The 23,876-nt window shown below is 40.1% G+C and carries 17 protein-coding genes; 6 read left to right on the forward strand and 11 right to left on the reverse strand.

Annotated elements, in window-relative coordinates; all coding sequences use genetic code 11:
- The first annotated feature begins 10 nt into the window (after positions 1–10).
- The 6 genes from rpmG (at position 11) to CYLST_RS29270 (ending at position 5,605) form a co-directional block, all read left to right on the forward strand.
- Positions 11–205: a 50S ribosomal protein L33 gene (rpmG, locus tag CYLST_RS33830; RefSeq protein WP_015211349.1), complete on the forward strand. Its 195-nt coding sequence runs from the start codon at positions 11–13 to the stop codon at positions 203–205.
- 2 nt (positions 206–207) lie between these two features.
- Positions 208–423 carry a 30S ribosomal protein S18 gene (gene rpsR, locus CYLST_RS29250; RefSeq protein WP_015211350.1) on the forward strand — a complete coding sequence of 72 codons (216 nt, stop codon included), beginning with the start codon at positions 208–210 and terminating at the stop codon, positions 421–423.
- Between the two features lie 223 nt (positions 424–646).
- Positions 647–2,707 (forward strand): ribonuclease catalytic domain-containing protein, encoded by a 2,061-nt coding sequence (locus CYLST_RS29255; protein ID WP_015211351.1) that lies wholly within the window; start codon positions 647–649, stop codon positions 2,705–2,707.
- A 14-nt stretch (positions 2,708–2,721) separates the two neighbouring features.
- Positions 2,722–3,555, forward strand: coding sequence for a beta/alpha barrel domain-containing protein (locus CYLST_RS29260; RefSeq protein WP_015211352.1), 834 nt, complete (start codon positions 2,722–2,724; stop codon positions 3,553–3,555).
- A gap of 193 nt (positions 3,556–3,748) precedes the next feature.
- The gene (locus CYLST_RS29265; RefSeq protein ID WP_015211353.1) at positions 3,749–3,973 is read left to right on the forward strand and encodes a hypothetical protein; all 225 of its coding nucleotides are present in this window, start codon (positions 3,749–3,751) and stop codon (positions 3,971–3,973) included.
- A 198-nt stretch (positions 3,974–4,171) separates the two neighbouring features.
- Complete coding sequence (locus CYLST_RS29270; RefSeq protein WP_015211354.1) at positions 4,172–5,605, forward strand: MATE family efflux transporter; 1,434 nt, start codon at positions 4,172–4,174, stop codon at positions 5,603–5,605.
- On the opposite strand, the gene CYLST_RS29275 is transcribed toward CYLST_RS29270, so the two are convergent.
- From CYLST_RS29275 to CYLST_RS29325, 11 genes are all read right to left on the reverse strand, one after another.
- A complete protein-coding gene (locus CYLST_RS29275) occupies positions 5,602–6,369 on the reverse strand; it encodes a DUF3109 family protein (protein ID WP_015211355.1) in 768 nt (255 codons plus the stop codon). The genes CYLST_RS29270 and CYLST_RS29275 overlap by 4 nt on opposite strands.
- 283 nt (positions 6,370–6,652) lie before the next feature.
- On the reverse strand, positions 6,653–7,498 hold the full coding sequence (locus tag CYLST_RS29280) for a class I SAM-dependent methyltransferase (RefSeq protein WP_015211357.1): 846 nt from the start codon (positions 7,496–7,498) through the stop codon (positions 6,653–6,655).
- A gap of 48 nt (positions 7,499–7,546) precedes the next feature.
- Positions 7,547–10,858 carry a non-ribosomal peptide synthetase gene (locus tag CYLST_RS29285; protein WP_015211358.1) on the reverse strand — a complete coding sequence of 1,104 codons (3,312 nt, stop codon included), beginning with the start codon at positions 10,856–10,858 and terminating at the stop codon, positions 7,547–7,549.
- Positions 10,859–10,921: 63 nt separating this feature from the next.
- Complete coding sequence (locus tag CYLST_RS29290) at positions 10,922–12,286, reverse strand: aminotransferase class I/II-fold pyridoxal phosphate-dependent enzyme (RefSeq protein ID WP_015211359.1); 1,365 nt, start codon at positions 12,284–12,286, stop codon at positions 10,922–10,924.
- Between the two features lie 372 nt (positions 12,287–12,658).
- Positions 12,659–14,008 (reverse strand): aminotransferase class I/II-fold pyridoxal phosphate-dependent enzyme, encoded by a 1,350-nt coding sequence (locus tag CYLST_RS29295; protein ID WP_015211360.1) that lies wholly within the window; start codon positions 14,006–14,008, stop codon positions 12,659–12,661.
- A gap of 186 nt (positions 14,009–14,194) precedes the next feature.
- On the reverse strand, positions 14,195–15,574 hold the full coding sequence (locus tag CYLST_RS29300) for a DUF3326 domain-containing protein (protein ID WP_015211361.1): 1,380 nt from the start codon (positions 15,572–15,574) through the stop codon (positions 14,195–14,197).
- Between the two features lie 153 nt (positions 15,575–15,727).
- On the reverse strand, positions 15,728–17,314 hold the full coding sequence (locus tag CYLST_RS29305; RefSeq protein ID WP_015211362.1) for a B12-binding domain-containing radical SAM protein: 1,587 nt from the start codon (positions 17,312–17,314) through the stop codon (positions 15,728–15,730).
- A 678-nt stretch (positions 17,315–17,992) separates the two neighbouring features.
- Positions 17,993–20,245 carry a TIGR03986 family type III CRISPR-associated RAMP protein gene (locus CYLST_RS29310; RefSeq protein WP_245587447.1) on the reverse strand — a complete coding sequence of 751 codons (2,253 nt, stop codon included), beginning with the start codon at positions 20,243–20,245 and terminating at the stop codon, positions 17,993–17,995.
- Positions 20,242–20,880, reverse strand: a complete 639-nt coding sequence (gene csx19, locus CYLST_RS29315; protein ID WP_015211364.1) for a type III-D CRISPR-associated protein Csx19 — start codon at positions 20,878–20,880, stop codon at positions 20,242–20,244. The genes CYLST_RS29310 and csx19 overlap by 4 nt, the downstream gene beginning before the upstream one ends.
- The gene (locus tag CYLST_RS29320; RefSeq protein ID WP_015211365.1) at positions 20,877–22,331 is read right to left on the reverse strand and encodes an RAMP superfamily CRISPR-associated protein; all 1,455 of its coding nucleotides are present in this window, start codon (positions 22,329–22,331) and stop codon (positions 20,877–20,879) included. The genes csx19 and CYLST_RS29320 overlap by 4 nt, the downstream gene beginning before the upstream one ends.
- Positions 22,321–23,874 carry an RAMP superfamily CRISPR-associated protein gene (locus tag CYLST_RS29325; protein ID WP_041234016.1) on the reverse strand — a complete coding sequence of 518 codons (1,554 nt, stop codon included), beginning with the start codon at positions 23,872–23,874 and terminating at the stop codon, positions 22,321–22,323. Before CYLST_RS29325 ends, CYLST_RS29320 begins: the two co-directional genes overlap by 11 nt.
- Positions 23,875–23,876: the final 2 nt, after the last annotated feature.

Genomic DNA, 23,876 nt, shown 5'->3' on the forward strand with positions numbered 1-23,876 from the left:
TTGTAAGATTATGGCTAAGAGTAAAGGTGCCCGCATAATAGTGACACTAGAATGCACCGAGTGTCGTACTAACCCAGACAAGCGTTCTGCTGGCGTTTCCCGCTACACCAGCACCAAGAACCGTCGCAACACCACGAACCGCCTAGAACTAAGCAAGTTCTGCACCCACTGCAACAAACATACTGTTCACAAGGAAATCAAGTAAAAATGAGTTACTACCGTCGTCGCTTGTCTCCAATCAAGCCAGGAGAACCAATTGATTATAAAGATGTTGATTTGTTGCGTAAGTTTATCACCGAGCGTGGTAAGATTCTGCCACGTAGGATTACGGGGCTGACATCTCAGCAACAGCGAGAATTGACATTAGCAATTAAACGCTCCCGGATTGTGGCTTTGTTGCCATTTATCAATGCAGAAGGCTAAATCAATTTTGGATTTTGGATGAAAGGATTTTAGATGATCCAAAAAAAGTGGCGTTTGTATAGAATTAAACGTTGGCTTTAAGTCCAAAATCTCAACTTTGACTAGAAGGGAGTGTATAATAACCTCCCAAATTTCAAATCAATCATCAGATTAGGGATTAAATGCCAGTTATCTAATCCAAAATCTAAAAGCTAAAATCTAAAATTAGTAAGTAGCGAGAGTTGTGGAGAAGGGGACGCTAGTTGAATTTAGGGTTCAAGGCGATCGTCGTCTGGGCGTAGTAGACCGTCCAGACGGCAAGACCCGTTGGTTTGTGGTAGATGAACGCGGTCAGTCCCACAGCCTCGCGCCTAGACAAATTACCTACACAGTTAACGGACAAACCTACAAGCCATCTGAGATTGCCAGCTTTTTGCAGCAGGTTCAGCCTTACTTAGATCCATCTAGTTTGGAAGTTGCTTGGGAATTATTGGTGGAGGATGGGGAAACAGTCACTCCATCCCAAATGGCGAATCTGTTGTATTCGGAATCGGCCGCGCCCCATTCTTACGCCGCCTATTGCTTGTTATCAGAGGACAAACTCTATTTCAAGCAAAAAGGAGAGGCCTACGAGCCGAGAACTGCTGCTCAAGTGGCAGAACGTCAACACCAGATCGAAGTAGAGTCACTCAAAGCTAAGGGACAGCAGGAATTTTTAGCTCGCGTAGAACAGGCGCTCAAGGGTGAAGCAGTAGAATGGCAGCGACACGACCGCCAGCGTTTAGAAGGACTGGAAAAATATGCAGCGCTAATGGCGGACATCGTGCGGATGGGGGTAAATTACGATTCTTTGGCTCGTGCCTATCCTCCAGGTGCTCCAGTATTGGAAACTATGACCATGCTGGGACGTTCGGCAACTCCCCAGGCAGCCTTTCAACTGTTGATCGACTTAGGTTGGTGGAGTCCCCATGAAAACTTGTTCCTGCGTCGTTCTTCAATTCCGGTTCAGTTTCCTCATAAGGTATTAGAAGTGGCGCAACAGCGTTTGGATTTTCCGCCAACTGACTTAGATGCAAATCGTCTGGATTTGACTCACCTGAAGGTGTACACAATTGATGACGAAAGCACTACAGAAATAGATGATGGTCTAAGTTGGGAATTACTCTCGGATGGACGGCAACGCCTGTGGGTGCATATTGCCGATCCTACCCGGTGGTTAGTACCGGAAGATGAATTAGACTTAGAAGCCAGAAAGCGCGGAAGTACAGTTTATTTGCCGACAGGGATGATTCCCATGTTCCCGGAGGTATTGGCTACTGGTCCCATGAGCTTGGTACAAGGAAGGATTTCTTGCGCCCTGAGCTTTGGAATCGTTTTAGAAACAACTGGGGCAGTAGCAGATTACAGCATTCATCCCAGCCTGATTAAGCCCACTTATCGTCTCACCTACGAAGATGTAGATGAGATGCTGGAGTTAGGAGTGGAGGCTGAACCAGAAATAGAGGCGATCGCAAATTGGGCAAAACAGCGCAAATCTTGGCGATATCACCAAGGTGCCATCAGCATCAATATGCCAGAGGCAATGATCAAAGTCAAAGATGGCGAGATCAGCATTGACATTTTAGATGATTCCTCATCGCGGCAGTTGGTAGCAGAAATGATGATTTTGGCTGGTGAAGTAGCGGCCCGTTATGGTCAAACTCATAATATCCCCCTACCATTTCGTGGTCAACCACAACCAGAATTACCCCCAGACGAAGAATTGCTTCTACTTCCAGCCGGATTCGTCCGCGCCTGCGCCATGCGTCGTTGTATGCCCAAAAGTGAAATGAGCATTACGCCTGTGCGCCATGCTGGTTTAGGCTTGGCTACCTATACCCAAGCAACTTCCCCCATTCGTCGTTACAGTGACTTACTTACCCACTTTCAACTAAAAGCCCACTTGCGGGGCGAAATTTTACCCTTCTCCGCCGAACAACTCAAAGAAGTGATGATGAATGTCACCTCTACGACCCAAGAGGTGACAATGGTGGAACGGCAAACTAATAGATATTATGCTTTAGAGTATTTGCGCCGTCATCCAGAGCAAGTTTGGCAGATTACAGTCTTGATGTGGTTGCGAGAAGATAGCAACTTGGCACTAATTCTGTTAGAAGATATCGGCTTGCAGTTGCCGATGACCTTCAAGCGTTCTGTGAATTTGGGCGAACAATTATTAGTGAAAGTCGGCCTCTCCGATCCGCAAAAAGATATGATTCAGTTTCAGGAAATAATGTATCAAGAAAGCTTAGTCAGCGGCAATTAAACCATACTTGACAAATGACTAAAGTGATAGTTTTTGACACCACCATGCGTGACGGAGAACTTACGCCTGATGTCAAAATGAATCTACAACAAAAAATTACCATCTCCCAACTACTTGAAAAAATGGGAGTAGATATTATTGAGGTTGGTTATCCGGGGAATTCGCAAAAAGATTTTGAGGAAGTTTTTAATATCTCGAAAATAATTAAAAATTCTACTATTTGTGGATTAGCAAGTTCACAGAAAAATGAAATAATTAGTGTTGCTGAAGCAATTAAACCAGCGGCTAGAGGCAGAATTCATACTTACACTCCGGTAAATATTAAAAATCAGTCGAGACTCGGTGAAGAGCAAATATTATCAATAATTAAAGATAGTGTTTCTCTAGCACGCAATTACTGTGATGATGTAGAGTGGAGTGCTTTTGATGCACCCAGAAGTCAGCCAGATTTTTTGTGTCAAGCTATTGAAACGGCAACTAAAAGCGGTGCTAATACGATTAGTATTCCCGATAGTTTGGGTTTGTCTTCACCAGCAGAATTTTCCCAACTTCTGCAAATGATTTTTAATCGCGTGCCAAATATTGATCAAGCTATTGTTTCTGTACATTGCCATGATGATTTAGGTATGGCGGTAGATAATTCGCTTATAGCTTTAAATTGCGGTGTCAGGCAAATTGAATGCGCGATTAATGGTTTAGGTGCGAGGAAAGGTAATGCAGATTTAGCAAAAGTTGTTATGGGTGTTTTAAATCAAGGCAATTATCAAATTGATATTGATACTGAGTTAATTAATCAAGCCTCAGAGTTAGTTTCCCAAATTACGGGGGTGGAAAAGGGAAATTATTAAAGGGAAAGTTGAAAGCGAAGTGGATATTGTCGGGGTACAAGTGAATTGGCAATTTTAGTTAAGGAAGTGTAAAAAATTAAGCGATGGCTCCATTGTGGCATTTAAGCTAGTGCTGGCTATTTGGGGAATTGAATGTCTTGATACACTGAGATAAGAGATATACTCTCAATACAATTCAGGAGCAGTTGACTTAATGCGATCGCCATCCAAATTTCTCTCAGAGGTTCGTGCCACCTTGCAATTAGCAGTGCCTTTGGGGGGTATTCAGTTATCCGAAGCATCTGTGAGTTTTGTAAATACAGTCATGATGGGATTCTTAGGTATTGAACGCCTCGCTGGTGGCGCTCTGGGTGTTATTACCTTCTTATATTTTTTAACGCCCACCTACTTATGGATGTTGCTATTTAATACTTGTTGAAGTAGATCAGTCGCTAATCTTTTAGTATATCCTTTGCTTTTATCTACGGGGTACAACTAAATTGGCAGTTTTAGGTAACAAATCAAGCCATCGCTACATTCCGGTATTCTAGCTACCGCTTTTGATTTGGGGAATCTTAATATATTGATACAGTGAGATTAGAGATACTCCCAATCTAATTCAGGAGCAGTTGATTCGATGCGATCGCCTTCAAAATTTCTATCAGAAGTTTTTGCTACCCTACATTTAGCAGTTCCTTTGGGGGGCATTCAGCTCGCCGAGGCGGCTGTTGGTTTTGTAAATACCGTCATGATGGGATTCTTGGGCATTCAATCCCTCGCTGCCGGCGCTTTGGGTGTCATCACCTTCTACACCCTCACACTCATATGTATGGGGGTTATAGAAGGAGCCAGTCCCCTAGCAGCCGAAGCCTTTGGCGCCGGCAACACAGAGCGCATTCGCCAAATCTTCGCTCAAGGACTTTGGCTGGTGGTTGCTCTGTCTTTACCAATGATGTTGCTCACTTGGCATCTGGACTCGATTTTGATGCTATCGGGTCAAGAGGAAAACACGGTAGCCCTAGCTAATACTTATTTAAAAGCCATTGTTTGGAGTTTACCGGCGGCAGTGGGGTTCTTTATCCTTAAGGAGGTTGCTACTGCCGTCAATCGCCCCCAACTTATTAGTGCGATCGCCCTAACTAGCATTCCCCTGAATATTCTCGCTAACTACCTTTTAATCTTTGGTAAATTAGGCTTGCCACCTTTAGGATTAGCGGGGATTGGTTGGGCTGGTACCTTTGTCTACTGGGTGAATTTCCTAGCTGCTGCCGCCGTAATTGGTTTCCATCCTTGGTTTAAAGAATACAAACTATTTGCTTCTCTACAGTTCAATAAACAGGTGTTTGCCGAACTTTGGCAAAATGGCTGGCCCCTTGGATTGGAATACGCCTCCTCATTGATCTTATTTACCCTGATTGCCTTGCTGAGTGGCTATATGGGAACAACCTTGCTAGCAGCCAATGAAATTGTCGTGCAAACTCTAGAAGTATCTTTGATTGTGCCGACAGCGATCTCTTACGCTACCATGACGCGAGTTGGACAAATGATGGGTCAGAATGACCCCGCTGGTGCAAAGAAGGCAGGATTTGCAGCAATTACCATCGGTGTAGCAGCAATGAGCCTGATTGCCGTTGCTATATGTCTATTTCCAGAGCAGATTGCCACCATCTATTTAGATGCCAGTAATTCAGATAATATCCTAGCAATCAGGTCTGCAATCCCCTTGTTGAGAATTGCCTCACTTTTTCTCATAGCTTTGGGACTTAACCTGATTGCTTTAGGGACGTTGCTGGGCATCCAAGACACCCGCTTACCTTTATTGATTAACATCCTGTTTCAGTGGGGTGTTGGTATGACTTGCGGCTACCTGCTTTGCTTCCATCTCAATTGGGGATCTATCGGCTTGTGGTCAGGGTTAACGATAGGAATCACACTAGCCACACTGTTTTTAATCTATCGTTTTTACCTTTCGACTTCTGAGATTATCCAAACTAGCGAGGGTGAAGAAGCGGCAGACAGGAGTCAAGCCACAGATGAGGATCAAGCTCCTGTATTGAAATCAGTTTCTTAATCACTCTCAGCAGAGTTAGCGATCGCATCTTGAATTTCTTGCCCAAAGTTTCGACCCACAATTTCTGACAAAAACTTCAGTTCTTCCTGCAACAGAACATAACCTAGTTGCCCACTATCAGAAGGTTTGCCACAAAGCACTTTTGTGAAGAAACCATCATAGCCATACTCTGGAAAATACCAAGGTTCAGTTTCGGGACTGGGTAAAACTATTTCCGGTTGATTCTCCCCTGGAGCAATCAGAATTGGGAAAAGCCAACAGGTGAATGGTTTATAGTGCCAGGGATGTAATCCTTTTGCTTTGGAAAGCTCCTGTAATCCGCAGCGAGAATCATCTAGTAAAAAAACACATCCTGTGTTTTTGAAATGGCTTGGATAGTCGTTCACAATACTGGAAATATTTTTCTCCTTTACTGCTGTTTTCTTAATCGAACATAGACCTTTCCATTCCAACTTTTCAACCGGAAAGTCTTCATAATCTTCATCATCGATAATTACTTCTTTTGGTAAGTCAAGACCAAGAGACTTAAAAAACTCTGCTTCTTCTTCAGCGACTCTTTGAATAACTTCAGCAGTTTCTTGATTGACGTGAGTTCCATGATGACAGCACATACCGTGACAGCTAGATAAAGAGCAACGCTGACGATTCTGCTTGAATGAATCAATCTCAAGAGTAGCCTGAATAAGTTCATCTCGGCAAACTTGTTCTGTCTGTGGGTAAGCCGTAAAAGTTGTTAATTTTTCTGGAAGATTAGCGTTAGACATTTGTTTTAATCCCAAAGAATGGGGGAATGCAAAACATGAGTAAATCCGCTGTAGTAAAATCAGTTTCCTATTTGTTCTTAGGAGAGTTAGCAACTGATTCTTGGATTTATTACACAAAGTTTCGACCTAATAATCTCGGACGAAACTATTCTGGCTATCCTTATTTAAAAATCTGATAAGTTTTTGGGTTGATTGTAATCAGGAGCCTTTAGGAGACAAACCAATAATTTTATCTTGATTGTTAGTTATCAGTGTTGCCTCCCCAGCAAAATGAACAAAATAATTAGGAACGGCAAATTAATATTTGTCGGGGTGATTCCGAAGTGAAAGGTGTTAGATCATAATCACCAAACCAATGTTCGATTGTAAACCCGTTATACTTCAGCAGCATATCTAGCTCTTTTGGGAAATATAACCGATATTTTATTTCTTCTATAATTTCTTTTTTTTGTCCTGTTAATTGAAAAAATAGCTTCCAAATCCATATCTGTTGAGGCAAATGTAATTCATTTTCATAAGTTACCACGACTGTACCTTTTCCATCTGGATCTTCATATACTGAATATAAGTTTCGAGTTTTAGATAATAAGAATTCTAGGTTATCTTCTCGCAAGTAATTTTCTAGTTCAATAATAAATCTGCCGTCTGGTTGTAGATATTTACGAACCAATTTCAAGCAATTCTCAATTGATTGTAAATCTGAAAGATGTCCCAGGGTGTTGAAAGGAATTATTATCAGGGAGAACTGCTTATCAAGGGCAAAGTTTTGGACATCAGCTTGTATCCATTCTACTTGAGAGCATTTTCTTCTAGCTTCTTCTAGCATAGATTCGGAAATATCAATCCCCGTCACCTGCCAACCTTTTTCGGCTAAACTAATGGAAATTCTACCATTACCACAACATAATTCTAAAATTGGCTCACCATAACGATTTGCCATATCCATCCAAAATGGAATGTCACGAACTAGTATATCGGGTTCAAGGTAATTATTCTCATAAAGTAGATTGTAATGTCTACCATCATATAAGATAGACTCATTATTATAAATCTTGCTCACACTTTCTAATTTAGAGTCAATTTGTAATCTATCAAAAATTGATAACATTTGATTTTTTTCACTATTCATTGGCGATTAATCCCTGTTTTAATTGATGAGAATTTTTAATTTGTAACACTAAGATTTTTTTGAAAATAACTCAAATTCAGAAATTTTTATTTCTAAATTTTCAACAAGCCGCTGAAGAATATTTTGATAGTCACTAAAAAACTGCTCTATGCTTTCAGATGTAAATAAGTTTGTACTGTAATATGCTAAAATTTTCATAATTGAATAATCTGCTTCCGGTGAATAAATATAAATTTCTAGCGGATTCTCCTCTTCATTCCAAAGTTCACCTTGATTTACAAGTGCTATGGGTTCTGAATCAAACATTTCACCTTGCCCAGAAACTGGTGGAATCATACTCACAAATGTGGTTTGCAGCGATTTTAGTCCGCTGATATTATTAAACACATTATTTACAGGAATATCTTGATGAGCGATCGCTTCACTAACTGTCTGTTTAACCTGTTGTAGAAGAGTTTGTCCTGTTTGCGAGTCATCAATGTGGGAGTACAAATAAAGGCAATTAAAAAAGCAACCCATCATTTTTTCAACTACTGGAGTTCGGCGATTAGCCGTTATCCCCGTGACTATAATTTCTGTTTGTCCACTTAATTTAAATAAGAGTATCTTTAGAGCTGTCAAAATAATGACAAAATTGGTAACTCCTTGGGAACGGCTGAGAGATGTGATTGCAATTCCCAGACTCTCTGGTAGTTCTAGAGAATATAAAGATGCATATTGACTGCTGGTGGTTTGCTGTGGCTGTTTAGTAGGTAGGAGATTGAGTGGTGTGGGAATATTAGCCAGCTTTTTCTGCCAATAAGCAAGCTGCTTTGCCAGTAACCCTGCATTTAACCACTGTTGCTCCCAGATGGTGAAATCCCCATACTGAATAGGTTCTTCAGGTAAGGGTGAAGGCTTACCAATGGAGAAGGCGCTATAGATAATTTCTAACTCTTGAAGCCAGATTCCCATTGACCAGCCATCTGTAATTATGTGGTGTATTGTGACTAATAGCTGATACTTCTCTTTTGCCAACTTCAGCAAGGTTGTCTTCATCAGAGAGCCAGATGCTAGATTAAATTTGTGGCGGGCTTGTTGAGTAAAAATTCTTTGAGCCGCCGCATCTCGCTCTACTGGAAGTAGATGCTGTAAATCTAGTATCTCTAGAGGCACGGTAAGGGATGGAGCAACGACCTGCTGGGGTTGACCTTGTACAATAGTAAAGTTAGTACGTAGAATTTCGTGTCTACGGATAATCTCATTGATGCTTTGCTCCAAGACATTGGCAGAGAGCGGGATAGTAAAATGTAGAATCATAGGGCAGTTGTAGCCGCAGCTGTCTGGATTCAACTCCACTGACTCCCATGTAGACTTTTGTGCAGAAGACAAGGGTATATGTTGCTCTCGTGGGACGTGTACCAGAGGCGGAAGGGCGTCAATCACCATACTCCTGGATTCAATTAGGCGTGAATTTTCGATGTACTGACTGACTGAAGCTATCGTAGGTGTCGTAAATAGATAGTCTAGAGGAAGTTGGATAGAAAAGGCTTGCTCAATACGTGAGACAACAGAGGTGGCAAGCAGCGAGTGTCCCCCCAATTCAAAGAAGTTGTCGTTAATACCTACTTGTTGCAGTCCCAGAACCTCAGACCAAATAGCAGCTAGGATTTTTTCAGTAGGACTGCTAGGGGCGACAAAATTTTCTGCTTGGTCTGGTCTAGTAGCATCAGGCACTGGTAGCGAGGAGCGATCGACTTTGCCATTAGGGGTTAGGGGTAAAGCATCCAACATGACAAAGCGATCAGGTATCATATACACAGGCAGTTTTGCTTGTAAAAAACTGCGGAGAAGCGGTATTAGCTTTTGCTCAGACAGTACGCTGCTTTGTGGGTTTTCCACTAGATAGGCCACTAGGCGCTTATCACCTGGAATATCCTCTCTAACTATCACAACAGCCTCCCGCACGTCTGGATGTTGAGTTAGTGCTGCCTCAATTTCACCCAGTTCAATACGGAAGCCGCGAATCTTTACTTGATGGTCGATACGTCCGAGAAATTCAATGTTGCCATCAGGTAGATAGCAGGCTAAATCACCAGTTTTGTAGAGGCGAGAACCTGGTTCATTGCTCAAGGGGTTGGGGATAAATTTCTCCAGAGTTAAATCGGGACGGTTAAGGTATCCCCGTGCCAGCCCATCTCCATCGATGTACAGTTCTCCAGGGACACCAATGGGGACAGGTTGCTTTTGAGCATCCAGCAGAAAACAGCGCGTATTGGAGATGGGGCGACCTATGGGAATAGTTGTATCTCCTTCTGCGACATCCTGTACCAAGTACCAGGTGGCGAATGTTGTACTTTCTGTCGGTCCATAAACATGAAGCATTCGCTGAGGTGGTCCATTCTTCAGCACTTCTTTGACCCACCTTGGCTCGACCGCCTCTCCTCCAAATAGAAGGTGGTGTACCGAACGGAAAGCCGAGGGAACAACACTCGCCATTTGATTAAATAAGGCGGTTGTCAAAAACAACACGCTGATTTCTTGCTTTTGAATAAACTGTGCAAAGTCATTGGGTGAAAGAACCACATCCTTGCAAACCCCAACGAGCTTCGCCCCGTGAAGTAGCGCTCCCCAAATCTCAAAAGTGACAGCATCGAAGGAAAAGTTTGACGCGAAAGCAACTACATCTTGGCATTGTAAATTGATGTAATTCGTATTAAGTAATAAGCGGTTTACTGCTCGGTGAGGAACAGTAACCCCCTTGGGCTGACCAGTTGAGCCAGAGGTGTAGATGACATATGCTAGGTTATCGGGCGTCACGTCGCTCGTGGGGTTTGACTTCACCTGGTGGGCAATTTTTACCCAATCAGAATCCAAGCAGATGGTATGTGCAGAGTATTGGGAAAACTCCTCGGACAGATGCGCCTGGGTAAGCAGCACTGGCACAGAGGAGTCTTCCAGCATATAAGCCAAGCGCTCAGACGGATACCCTCGGTCTAAGGGAACATAAGCACCACCTGCTTTAAGGACACCAAGAACTCCCACTATCATTTCTAGGGAGCGTTCAACGCAGATACCCACTAGCACTTCTGGCCCAACGCCCAGGCTTTGCAGGTGATGTGCTAGCTGATTGGCTCTGGCATTAAGTTCTTGGTAGGTTAGCTGTTTCCCTTCAAAAACCACAGCGACAGCTTTTGGAGTGCGTTCCACCTGCTCTGCGAATAGCTGATGAATACACTTATCTTGAGGATAATCACGCTGAGTGTCATTCCACTCGATTAATAACTTATGCAGTTCTGTCTCGGTAAGAAGTTGTGCGCTATCAAGTTGTTGTTTTAGATGAGCAACTAGTATTTTTGAATCATTAAAATGCTCATTCATAAGTAACCCTCTGATAAAGAATTATGCTCCTGTTTTAAATGAAATGCCTACAGAATGAGGCTTTCAATGATTTTTAACTGGTTTTTCCATCGAAATAACCGAAGAACCCACTACCTCAACTAAGGTATCTGGTGCTATTGTCTGGAGATGCCAGTCAGTGATTTCTTCACCAGGTATCAAAACCGGAGTGCCAGGGGGGATTTTTTTGATGCTTTGACAGCTCACCAGTCCTTTTGCTTCCTGGAGATAAACTTCTTTTCTTGTGGATGCAAAAAAAGCCTCTCTCGGTAAACACCGCATTACTGGAGTTCTCATTAAAATATGCTCGTCAAATAATTCTCTGGGAGCTTGAGTAGCCAGAGTTGTGTAAATTTCTTCCAAGACTTTAGCTACATGAACAAAATCATCATCAGTATTTTGAAATGAGAAAATTAGTAGTACTCCTCTGGAATCAGAGTATTCGTCATCAACACCACGTTCATACAGTAATTTAACTAGATTATCGCCTGTAATGCGATCGCTATACAGGAAAAGTTTGAATGGATCGGACACCTGGGAATCATAAGTTAAAGTATTTCCCCAATTATCTAGTAGAGACCGCAATTGATCACAATTGCCAGCCACCTTGTGAAAAATAGATTTTCTCTCATCTCCAAAAGCCAGTTGAATAGCTTCTTCTATACTTAATAATAGGAGATTACTCCTTGATGTGGTTTCAAACAAGGCCAGGGCGGTGAGTGCTTCTTCCTCGGTAATCACTGAAGCTTCCGGTAAGTGAATTAATGCTGTTTGCACAAGACTACCAACAAACTTGTGCAGGCTATGAACAACCAAGTCACATTCTAATGTCACTGCTGATGTTTTTGCTTCTAAGAAAGGAAAATGAGTTCCATGTGCTTCGTCGAGCATGAACTCAATATTTTTACCTCGGCAATATTTGGCAATCTTCTCTAAGTTAGTTATTTTTCCATCGTAGCTAGGATAGGTTAAAAAAAGTGCAGTTACCTCCTCACCTGCTGTTTCTAATGCTTGAATAACTTCTTCATCTGTGGGCATGAAGGAACGAGATGGAATAAAAAATGGTTCTGTTCCCGAAAGGATAAATCCATGAATTATGGATAAGTGGCTATTTAGACCAATAGCAATTTTTCGATGTTTTCTTGCCAATAGACTACAGGCAATTAAAATTCCTTGAGTAGCTCCTCCAGTAATAAAAAATGTACGTTTTGTTTTATATAGACTAGAAATATACTTTTCTACATTGTCAAATTCGTCACGGTTAAAGAACGGTAAATCATAGCCATAAATGCGCTCGTCAAAATGTTCCGATTCTCCTCTATATCCTTGATGAGCAGGAGTGTGAAGCCTCAGTTTTGTTAATGATTCATGAGACGAAATCATCTGATAAGTAAGTAATTTATCATTCATCTAGGACTCCTATTAGATTATTCAACAGTATACATTTATAGGACTTACGCACTGTACAAATTTACCCTTTTTTCAGGCTTTTTCGATGCGTCTCTTTACGCATCCTACACGTAGTGTGCTGCCCAGCACAATTTATAGGACTTTCAATGAATAAAATCGATAAACATATTTACCATTTTTGTCAATGCGTAAGTCCTAATTTAATTCACAATTCAAAATCTTAGTTATAATCAGCACTCTGAATAAAGCTCCAATTGTAAATTTATTGAGTACAGTTTATTAGCTCTTCAATTTGCTCGGTTATAAATCCCCAGATGCAAACAACCTCTTTAGTGGAACTTAAGATTAGACTGTCTCCTAAACGCTACTTCTTTAACTCATGACTTTAACTAAGGTATCTGGTGCTATTGTCTGGAGATGCCAGTCAGTGATTTCTTCGCCAGGGATCAAAACCGGAACGCAAGGGGGGATTTTTTTGATGTTTTGACAACTCACCAGTCCTTTGGCTTCATGGAGATAAACTTCTTTTCTTGTGGATGCAAAAAAAGCCTCTCTCGGTAAACACCGCATCACCGGAGTTCTAATTAAAATATGTTCGTCAAATAATTCTCTGGGAGCTTGAGTAGCCAGAGTTGTGTAAATTTCTGCCAAGACCTTAGCTACATGGACAAAATCATCATCAGTATTTTGAAATGAGAAAATTAGTAGTACTCCTCTGGGCTCAAAATATTCAAAATAAACACCACTTTCATACAGTAATTTAGCTAGATTATCACCGGAAATGCGATCGCTATACAGGAAAAGTTTGAATGGATCGGACACCTGGGAATCATAAGTTAAAGTATTTCCCCAATTATCTAGTAGAGACCGCAATTGATCACAATTGCCAGCCACCTTGTGAAAAATAGATTTTCTCTCATCTCCAAAAGCCAGTTGAATCGCTTCTTCTATACTTAATAATAGGAGATTACTCCTTGATGTGGTTTCAAACAATGCCAGGGCGGTGAGTGTTTCTTCCTCGGTAATCACTGAAGCTTCCGGTAAGTGAATTAATGCTGTTTGCACAAGGCTACCAACAAACTTGTGCAGGCTATGAACAACTAAGTCACATTCTAATGTCAAGGCTGATAAATTTTCTTCATCTAAGAAAGGAAAATGAGTGCCATGTGCTTCATCGATCATCAACTCAATATTTCTACTACGGCAGTATTGGGAAATCCTGCCTAAGTCCGTCGTGATGCCATCATAGCTAGGATGTGTTAAAAAAAGTGCAGTCACATCTCCATCTGCTGATTCTAATGCTTGAATAACTTCTTCATCTGTGGGCATGAAGGAACGCGACGGAATAAAAAATGGTTCTGTTTCCGAAAGGATAAATCCATGAATTATGGATAGGTGACTATTTAGACCGATGGCAACTTTGCGGTGTCTTCTTGCCAGTATGCTACAGGCAATTAAAACTCCTTGGGTGGCTCCTCCAGTAATGAAAAATGTACGTTTAGTTTTATACAAACTAGAAATATGCTTTTCTACATTGTCAAATTTATCACGGTTAAAAAAGGGTAAATCGTAAGCATAGATGCGATCGCCAAAATATTCAGATACTCCCCGAACTCCTTGATGAGCAGGAGTGTGGAGCCGAACTTTTATTTCTGGGGAATGAGATGCAATCATCTTATAAGTGGACAATTTGCCATCCATGTCGCTCGCTATAGGTTCCATAAGCCTGCTGTTTGACCTTTAATTTACTAAGTTTAAGAGCATCCCAAAATTGTAAAAATCCTGTTGAGTCAAGCCAGTCTGACTTTGCTATTCTCCGCAGGAATAAATTTACCCAAGTGGGATGCTCCCCTCCCTCGGTTTTGCGTTTTGCTAACAAGTGTTAGCAGTGACTGAAAAAATTCGATTTTAAAGAAAAATTGGCTCTATTGGGGGTATTGGACGTGTAGTTGCTTCAGGGGCAATTCCATGTCGTAAAGCGAGGAGTAACCCAGAGGCTTCCATGTAACTATTCACGTAGTAAATTTTTCTTCGTTCATGGTCAATTCCCAGAATGGAGGGAGTTACTTCATACTGAGTGTAATTGTCCCGAACCAGAATAACTGGAATATTTTGCTCAAGAGAGGCAAAGAAGGGAATATTGCCTACCGAACTCTCTGGCATCACAACTGCTGAGACATTTTCTACAGAAATTCCCTGACATCCTGATGGCAATGGAGTGTCGAATTTTGCTAGACGTGGAGAGTGGGTTAATCCTCTCAAAGTCGAACAGAGAAATGAACTAGAGATTAACTCTGCACCATCCCGTGGGTCGCCTAGAGTCCCAAACATGGTATGAGCTTCATCTAGCAATAATGGTGAATGGGCAGCAGTAAAAGGATAAAAATTTGTTGTCATGTGGGTAAGAATTGCCTCTGCTCCTCCCCAGGGATTTGGTATAGATTCTTTGTTGTAATACTGCTGTCGAACTTCATCCTCAACTAAGAGGGTGGTGGAAAAAGCAACGGCATTAGTGTCTGTCTGAGCAACAATATCTAATGCCTTCATCAACTCATCAATGCCCTCAAATTCTCCAGAGGCATGACCGTAGGGGGAATAAGTGCATTTGGTTCTCACTTGTCCACCTGTCACCACCACAGGATCAATATTGATTCCTCCAACAGTTCTCAAAGCATTGAGGGCATTAAGGATATTGTTCAAAAATTTCTCTTGGGTTTTCTCAATAATCACACCAATTTTGGTGCGAGTTTCTGGTATCAGAGTAGTATGCCCCAACAAGAGATGGCAAATTAAATTTCCTTCTAGGTAAAGAACATTGTCACTAGCATAATAGAGGTCAGAAGCTGTAACCGAATTGGGATTAACAACTAAATAATCACAAGCTTTGGCTAAAAGATTAACACTTGGGGTAGCATCACCAGCAAAACCTCCTATTTCCGCACGGACTCCTGTCGGGATAATACTAACAGCGACAAAAGGTTTAGCCGAAGATATTTGACGAGGACGAATATTTAATAAGGAAGGCCAGACAGGTTTTCTATCTGTTTCCAAAAAACTGCTTTCAAATACTAACTTATTTTCTCTGAGTGCTGTTAATATCAGCCGGATTGGTGTTCCTGGTAGTCCCAGTTCTCCAATTCGATGAGCGATTTCACTCCAAATTAGTTGCTTAGGAGAACATTCGATTTCAAAAGCTTTGGTGATAACTTGTGACACAATTAAGCTTACTCGATTAACTTCAACCCTTACATATACCTTATATTGAGCAATGATTATTAAATTTTCCATAAAATTTAAGTGTTAGTACTTGCGTAGTAATACTTAAATTTGTAGTTTTAAACACTTTTTAAAATTTGATTCCTAATCTTGATAGGCGATCGCTACCTAGAAAACTAAATCAAAAAGCGTAGGCGATGCCTAGGTTGGGCATCGCCTTTGACTCTAACTAACTACAGCCTCGGCTTTTTCTTTCACCAGCACATAAGGCTTTTCTGGCCCTTGCGCTAAATATTCAGCTAGCTGACTTTCAATTTGATCGCGGACAATTTGGCGATACTCTAGAAAATGCTCGTTGTGGGCGCAAGTAGAGATATATTGCTCAAGTACTTTGGGGTTACGCTTAAAAATGCTAAACAAGTGGTGCCAGAATTTCCAGCGAGTTTCCCGGATGACACCTTGTCGCCAAATCACAGTTAGCAGTGCTTTGACAACTATCCACTCTGGCTTTTTAGCTGGTGCTGTCCATTTGGGGGAACCCAACATCAAGAAACAGCGATAGGTGCGATCTAAGTATGCAATTGGATCGTATAAAGCGCAAAATGCCTCAACGTATTCTCTCGCAATGTCTTCTAGGGGACGGGTGGCGACAAAGTTCATCAACGTTGTTTGGTTGATGTTGCCGTCTTGATTTTCTCGCAATCTACCTTCTTTTGTCAGGCGATGCCACAAAGCGGTGTTGGGTAGCGCTTGCAACATGGCGAAGGTGGTAGAGGGAATTGCAGCCAGTTCTGCAAAGCGGACGATGCGATCGCCTGCACCGGCTTTTTCGCCATCAAAACCAATAATAAACCCAGCCATTGGGCGCAACCCAGTTCTAATAATAGTTTCCACCGACTCAGTTAAAGAACTGCGGGTATTTTGAAACTTTTTCGTCAATTGCAAACTATCTTCATCTGGTGTTTCAATGCCCAAAAACACAGCTTTAAAGCCGCAATCAACCATCAACTCCATCATTTCTTGGTCTTGTGCCAAGTCAATTGAAGCTTCAGTGTCAAAATTGAAAGGATATTGATGTTCTTCCGCCCAGACTTTTAACTCTTTCAGCAACAATTTAACATTCCGCTTGTTGCCAATAAAGTTATCATCCACCATAAACACACCCCGCCGCCAACCCAATTCATAGAGGTAATCTAACTCTGCTAACAGTTGTGCTGGGGTTTTAGTACGTGGTTTGCGTCCGTAGAGAACGATAATGTCACAGAATTCGCACTGGAAAGGACAACCCCGCGAAAACTGCACCGACATCATGTCATAAGCATCAAACTCTAATAAATCAAAGCGGGGTATAGGTGTGCTGGTGACATCAGGTTTTTCTGTAGCCCGGAAAGTCCCAGAAGTTTCTCCCCGTTGAACAGCTGCGACAAACATGGGTAGAGTCAGTTCCCCTTCATCCAGAATCAGAAAATCTGCCCCAGCGGCTTCCACTTCATGGGGTGTAGAGGTGGGGTAGGGGCCACCCAGCGCCACTAACTTACCGCGTCTTTTCGCTTCTTTGATTTGGTCGAGTAAATCTTGTTTCTGGACAATCATGGCAGAGAAAATCACTATATCTGCCCAAGCCCATTCTGCTTCTGTTGCTGGGCGAATGTTGCGATCGACCAACTTAAATTCCCATTCTTGGGGCAAAATCGCCGCCACCGTTACTAAACCCAAGGGTGGTAACAAAACCTTGCGATCGACTAATGCCAAAATCTTTTCGTAAGACCAAAAGGTTTTCGGAAATATCGGATACACCAGCAAGACTCGCATATAGTATCACTCCTCACACTTTGATTGTTATCTAACTGTAACTAAAAATAAAGACTAATTGACTTTTTAGTAAAGTTGTTTTGTTTTAAAGCTAAAGTTTTTATTTAAAACTTACAGCAGATTGCAACTTGGTAAAGTACAGATTATCGTAGGGGCACAACAATGTTGTGCCCCTACCCGTGTACTTCATTTACCTGAACAATGCTGTAATTAAATCACCTCAAAAATGCGCTCCAAATACCTATTAGGGATTGAGCCGAGATGCGTGGTAATTTACAGTAAAATGCTCTAAAAAGTCTCGCCCTATCTGGGTTTGATAATTTGCTACCCAAAGCAAAAAAGCCGTTATCGGTAGCGATAAATCAAGCATGAGTGAAGGACAAACAACAGTTTTTTACCAACATCTCGGTGCAATGCCTAGTTGAGATTGAGACGTGCCATCTCTCTATCAAATTTTTTGGCAATAAAGTCTGCGTTGTTGTCTTGCTGTCTTGTTGGTAGTATCCGCACAATTTCGCCATTAACCAGTTCTTAGCGACCTTGTGCGGGAAAGTCGTAGTTGAGAAATTGTTCAAAGGGGAATCGCTGCTTGGCTTGGTTTGGTTTGAAGCTAGGGTCATGGCCTGCGCTGGTTTGATGCAGAGGCTATAGTTTTAGGATACGCACCGATTAGTAGTATTATTCAACCCTTTTTACTCTCCTCACACTTGTACCTTGAAATTTTTCAATTTTTACTTTGACAATATCTCCTATAAAAAGGGTAACTTCTTGTTTATTCACTTCTTCTTTTGATGGACAATCAGAACCTTTAATTTCATAAGTGATAGTAGTTTTTAATTTAGTTCTTCTACCATCTTGTACCGATTGCTTTTCAATGTTGGTTACAGTCCCTTCAATAATTTGACCTTCTGTAAACTCTAGGATAGGTAGAATTTCCTGAATCACCTGTAAAGGTGTGGGTAAAACTCTTCTTGCTTTATATTCATTGTGGTCATATCCAAGACGAGGCTTTTGTTCACGCTCAATTTCCATGTATCGTGTTTGTTCCAAATAATCTTGTGATGGATCTTCTTCCCAAGTTAATAAAGCTAACAACATTTTAATTCTGGGAATTTTATTAAATTGTCCAATTTTCGTGAGTTGAGGTTGAGTAAGTATATATTTCTCAAATTCATCTTTGTACTTAGATGCTTGTTGAACTGTTTCTGCAAGATTCCAGTTATTACCACTAAATAATTGAGCGTATCTATTTGTGCGTTGATTTAAATAAAGCTCATGGGTAATTTTAATTGCACCCATACCCAAAGGTTTACCCATACCCAACGATAGCCGATATTTATTGTCTTGAGCAATATCAAGTACCCACATTAAAGCACCCAGTTCAACATCACTCAAGTTTTCAAAATGAATAGTGAACTCAAAATTTACTCCTGGTTTAATTGGCTTTATTTGAGTAAGTTGAGTAGCTGAAGCTTCATCTGGTTTTAGATGTTTAATTTCTGGTTCACTCCCCTTGTGCCAATAAAGTTTATGACCACGAATGACAGTATCTTTAGTTGGCTCACTAGCATAATGGTTCAGATTTATCTTGACAGCATTTGTATTTTCTGATTGCACTAAGTAGTGCTGAAATGTTGTCGGTTTAGGACTAGCAAGAATTTTAGGCGTGATTGGATAATTTTCTAGCCAGATATCATTATTATCTGTTTGACATTCCGCGTTGCTGATAAAAATTCTACCAGCGCGACTTTGTTGAATTCCTTGAGTTTGTTTTTCTGATCTGACAAAACCAAAAATTGCATCTGCAATATCAATAATTGAAGATTCCCGTAAATTTGCTGGAATAAAATCAACAGCAGATGCTGTCTTTATATGCCCTTTTGGATAATATGGAATACGGAAATTAGGACTTTGACCAAATAATTTTATAGATTGTCCTTGTTGATGTTGACAATAAAAGATAGCACGACCCTGTTTAAGTACACCCATTTCTGGATCAAATGGTGGTTCTTGCTTCTGAAAAGGTGTTAATGATTTTTTATAATCTTGAATGGCATCGTCATCAATTGGTATTAATTCTGCATCAGGATTTGGTTCTCTAATCAGGCAATGATTTTTACGGTTTACTTCATCTGGCAGTCTTGTTGCACCTTCCAGCATATTGCCGCTAGTTAGTAAAACACCATTGTAATCATAATCCTGACTATTAGAGCTTATCTTTTGAGCAAATTTACGACCATTTTTAGTTTGTATATCCTCAAAACTTATATTAATAAAATACTGAGGTTTATAATCTGATATATTTTCGATAGGAATATATCCAGAAATCCTAGCATTAATAACCGATTTCTCTTTGACCCAAACAAATGGATAATTATCAATACTTTTGGCAGGACGTACAAACCATTTGTCCCCTTTTTGTTGAAAATAACCAGCTTTTACATTTTTACCCTGATTTCCTAAATACTTTATATATTCATCTTTAAGCGGGTCATCTTTATCAGCAGCTACCGCACGAAAGAAAAACTTTTGGGCATCAGAAACTTTGTCAATTTTGCTAAAACTGATTATTTCTATCAGCGTCCTGAACATTCCTCGTAAACTACTACCTGCAATTTCAGGTTTATTCGTCACTGGATTATAGAAAAAATCAGGATAATCACTAACTTCTCTTTCTTGTCTAAGTTGTTCTTGTACAAAATTAAATTGTTCTGGTGTTAGTCCACAGCGAATATATAGAGGTGAAGAAGTATTTAAATTGCATTGTATTCTACCAGTATGTCTATCCTGATAGTAACGATCATTATCACGCAGCTTACAATTTTCCTCTAGTTCAGCTTTGACTATTTGGTCTGGAAGTTCCACAAAATTATATGGTGCAACTGCTTTCTTATCTTGCGGTACATGGTGAATATGTTTGATAGTCATCATTTAACTCCTGCTTTTGCTTTTAGTGATACAAGACGACTGAGAAAAATTCTGGCAATACCTGTTTCATCGTCGTATTTAATGTAGTGATTTATTACTAAACGGACTGGACGATAAAGCTTCTTTTTATCTGTTGGACTAAAATAACTGCTTAAACTAGTTAAAGGAACAGCGTGTTTTAGCCCTTGGGAACCATCAGAAAGTAAAGTAAATCCATGCTTTTCACCATCCTCTCCATTTTTACCTTTCTCTATTTGAGTTCCCCAAAGAATTTGTTCTTCATGAATATATTCTATTGATGGATTATCTTTGATAAGTCGTGCTTGCCAATTTTTATGAGATTTCCAAAGTAAAATTTCTCCGTTCTCTCCAAATATTCGACACTGTTGCAATGTGAGTAATCGAAGGTTAGCAAAATCAACAGCAAAATTATTTTTATGAAAAACTATATCAGCAGTAATTATTTTATAATTTTCGTCTTCATCAAAATGTCCCCAAATTATTCCATCCTCAGCATAAGCCAAAAGATACTTAAATTGATATTCTTTAGCTTCTTTTTGCAACCAATTTATTAGAGTGCTTTGGTCATCGTCTCTAATCTCATCGACAGAGATAGTCTGACATAATTTTTGATTCATGCTACTACCTGATTAACTATTTTATTTAAATCACCCACAAATTTTTCTAAATTATTCACATCACTAATTTGTAACTTGTCTTCCTCTTTAATGATTTGCCAATAATCTTCACCGTTATCTGGTGTAAATCGTCTCATTTCTGCTTTAATTCCCTGTAATCTCCCTCTTCCGATGCTGCTTTCACCACCAATTGGTAAATCACTTGTCCATAAATCTTTTAGTAAAAGTAACAGTAAGCCAATTTCAGCATTATTCGGTTGACGTAATTCTAAATCCAAAGTAACTATTGTCTCCTTTCCGCCAAATATCGGTTGTTCGTCAAACAATGCACCATGTAATGCGCCACCTGTAAAGCGGTCGATTGCTATTCGATTTTGTACTAAAGGGATTGCTTGTTCAATTACAGTTTCATTTACCACTAAGCGACTTGATTGAGCATCTTGAATATTTTCTTCGAAAATACCAAATATGTCATAAATAAAAGTTGTTGAAATTCCCAGCGTTTTTACTATTTTCTCTGCTCGATGCCGCAAAACTCCCGTAAAACTTGTTCCTGGTAAAATTGATGCAACCTTACCATTACGGTGTGATTTTATATGTACTACATCTGGTACGGTTTCTGTAGAAAATTGACCAGAACGAATTAGTAAAGAACCAATTAAGTTAAAAGTAGCTTTCAGATGAAACCGATGGCGTTGGTCTGATCTTATTTTTTCTTGAAAGATATCTACAATTTTACCTTCTATAGCTAAAATATCTTGAGTGTACTTCTCTTTCCAATCATCTCTGTCAAAAGTTAACCAAGCTAACCTATGTTTGTAATCATTCAAATCAAACTGCCAAATTTGCCATTTTTCAATATGACAACGACCAAATCCTCGGCGTTTTTTCATGCCAATATTAATTTCAGACTTTTCTAGCCCTTGTAAAGCAATAACCAAAGCTTCAAGTAGTTGATTTTTATTTTTTCCTTCTTCAATTAACAACTCAAAATAAAGAGGGAATTCGGTTCCTGCTGCCAAGAGTTCCAAATCGTACTTTGCCTGATTTTTTGCTGTCCCTGTTGCAATATCAATTCTTACTCCATCCCTGAGTTCTACGCGGGGAATTTCATTACTAATCGAGTCATGGATAATGAGAGGACTTTGTTCACCATCTTTATCTTTGCGACTTCCACCAAATAGATACGTAGATAAGTTGTCATTTTGATGTTTCTCATCTTGACCATAACCATATTGATACTCGTGTAAATAGTTCCGTAATGCACCAGCGATAGACGTACCTGTGAGAAGTGCTTTAGAACTAATGCTGTCACGCAGTAACATTAAATCTGTAGACCCATCTGCATCACCATTACCCAAACAGGTTGGGGTATCTAATATTAGAGTTCCTGTGATGATAATGCGTTCAAGGATAATACGTTGGTTACGTTTTAAGCGTTTATTGCTCATCAGCCTTCTCCTTAGTTGCATTTTTAGCTACTGCCATAATTAGACGTAGAGTATATTCCATAGCTAGAGAGTCACTTAAACTGCACTTTTCGTCACCAATTAGAATGTCTTGTATTTCAGTTCCCATCCATTTTCTTGGAGAATCTAACCACTGCTTAATTGTTTTTTTTAAAGATTGGTTTCCTAATTTAGTTCCTTCATATTGGCTACGGGCATTTTGAGTCAGTTGACTGAAAAGACTATCCAGGGGTTCACGACTGTTTTTATCTAATGCTTGTCTCGCAACTATTATTAATCGCGATAACTGGCTATTAGTCATTTGATTTACTTGGAGTCTATGCAGTTCAATTTGTGTTAGGAGTAATTGTTCTAATTTTTGCCGTAAGATTCTTTCTCCGATTTCGCGTGCTAACTCACAAGATTCTGGAGTTTTAAATTGAGGTTTTGTCAAGGTTACTTTAATTTGTGGCTTTTTAGCTGTAATTTTTTTTTCTGTACACCAGTTAACAGCTACCCTACCAAAACCTTCTTCTCTCCTTTCTCCTATACCTTCTGTTTCTAAAATATTTATTTTCTCTGGATTTATTTGAGCATTTTCATATACAAAGACGCTTCCTGCTTTAACTGCTAGTACTTGTGGTATAGGTAAACCCCATTTGCGGTTAAAACCTCCTATAAAAATGCTATCCATGTAAGCACTTCTTGGCTTATCTAGGTATATTTCTAGTACTTCAGAAAGTAAGTTAGTTGGCGGTATCGCAGCATATTGACCCCATTCATCGCGTAGAATTAAATCGCTGAGGAGGGTAACTTTCAGAATATTATCACTAATCCTATTTTCTGAAGGAATCCCGACTTCATTCCAAGAATCACAGGAGTTTACTTGTGAAATTTCCACATGACCATAACCAGCACTTCTAGAACCCCCTAACCAGATATCTGAGGGAGATAGTAAGTTGCAGATAATCTCTTCATTGGCTTCGTCACACAAGATAACTCCTTGAAAAGTTTGTCCTGCATCTATAGCATCGTAGCGAAAGATTTCACCTTCTGATTCTGTGGAACGACCTTTGGAGCGATCGCGCAAGTTGTGAATGTTAATTCTGCGAGCAACGTGATATAGTGTAGTGTATCCGCTTTCTTCAACCCAAAAAGCTTCTCCTACTGTCTTCGGTGAATCTAGTTTAGGTCTAGCTATACTAAAGTCATAAAATATCATCCTACTATCAGATTCATTGTTAAATTCCACACCTTTTTCTTTTCGCCAAGAAAGTAATGTAGGATATGTCCTTTTTCCTTCTTGACTACTGATGTATGCATTTAAGTAACGAGTTGAATCGTCAAAAAACAAATCCCTAATTTTTGGATCAATTAAGATATCAGAATTTTGCAATCCATAACTATTCAGATACCGACTAATCAATGCACCCCGAATCATGCTTCCAGGAATGTATGAATAGGAGACATCACTGTTTGGATCACCTTGAAATGAAGTCGCTAAAATAGGTTGTTTAGTTCTTAGTAAAAAGGTAATTGCTTTCATTT

Source organism: Cylindrospermum stagnale PCC 7417, assembly GCF_000317535.1.
GTDB lineage: Bacteria > Cyanobacteriota > Cyanobacteriia > Cyanobacteriales > Nostocaceae > Cylindrospermum > Cylindrospermum stagnale.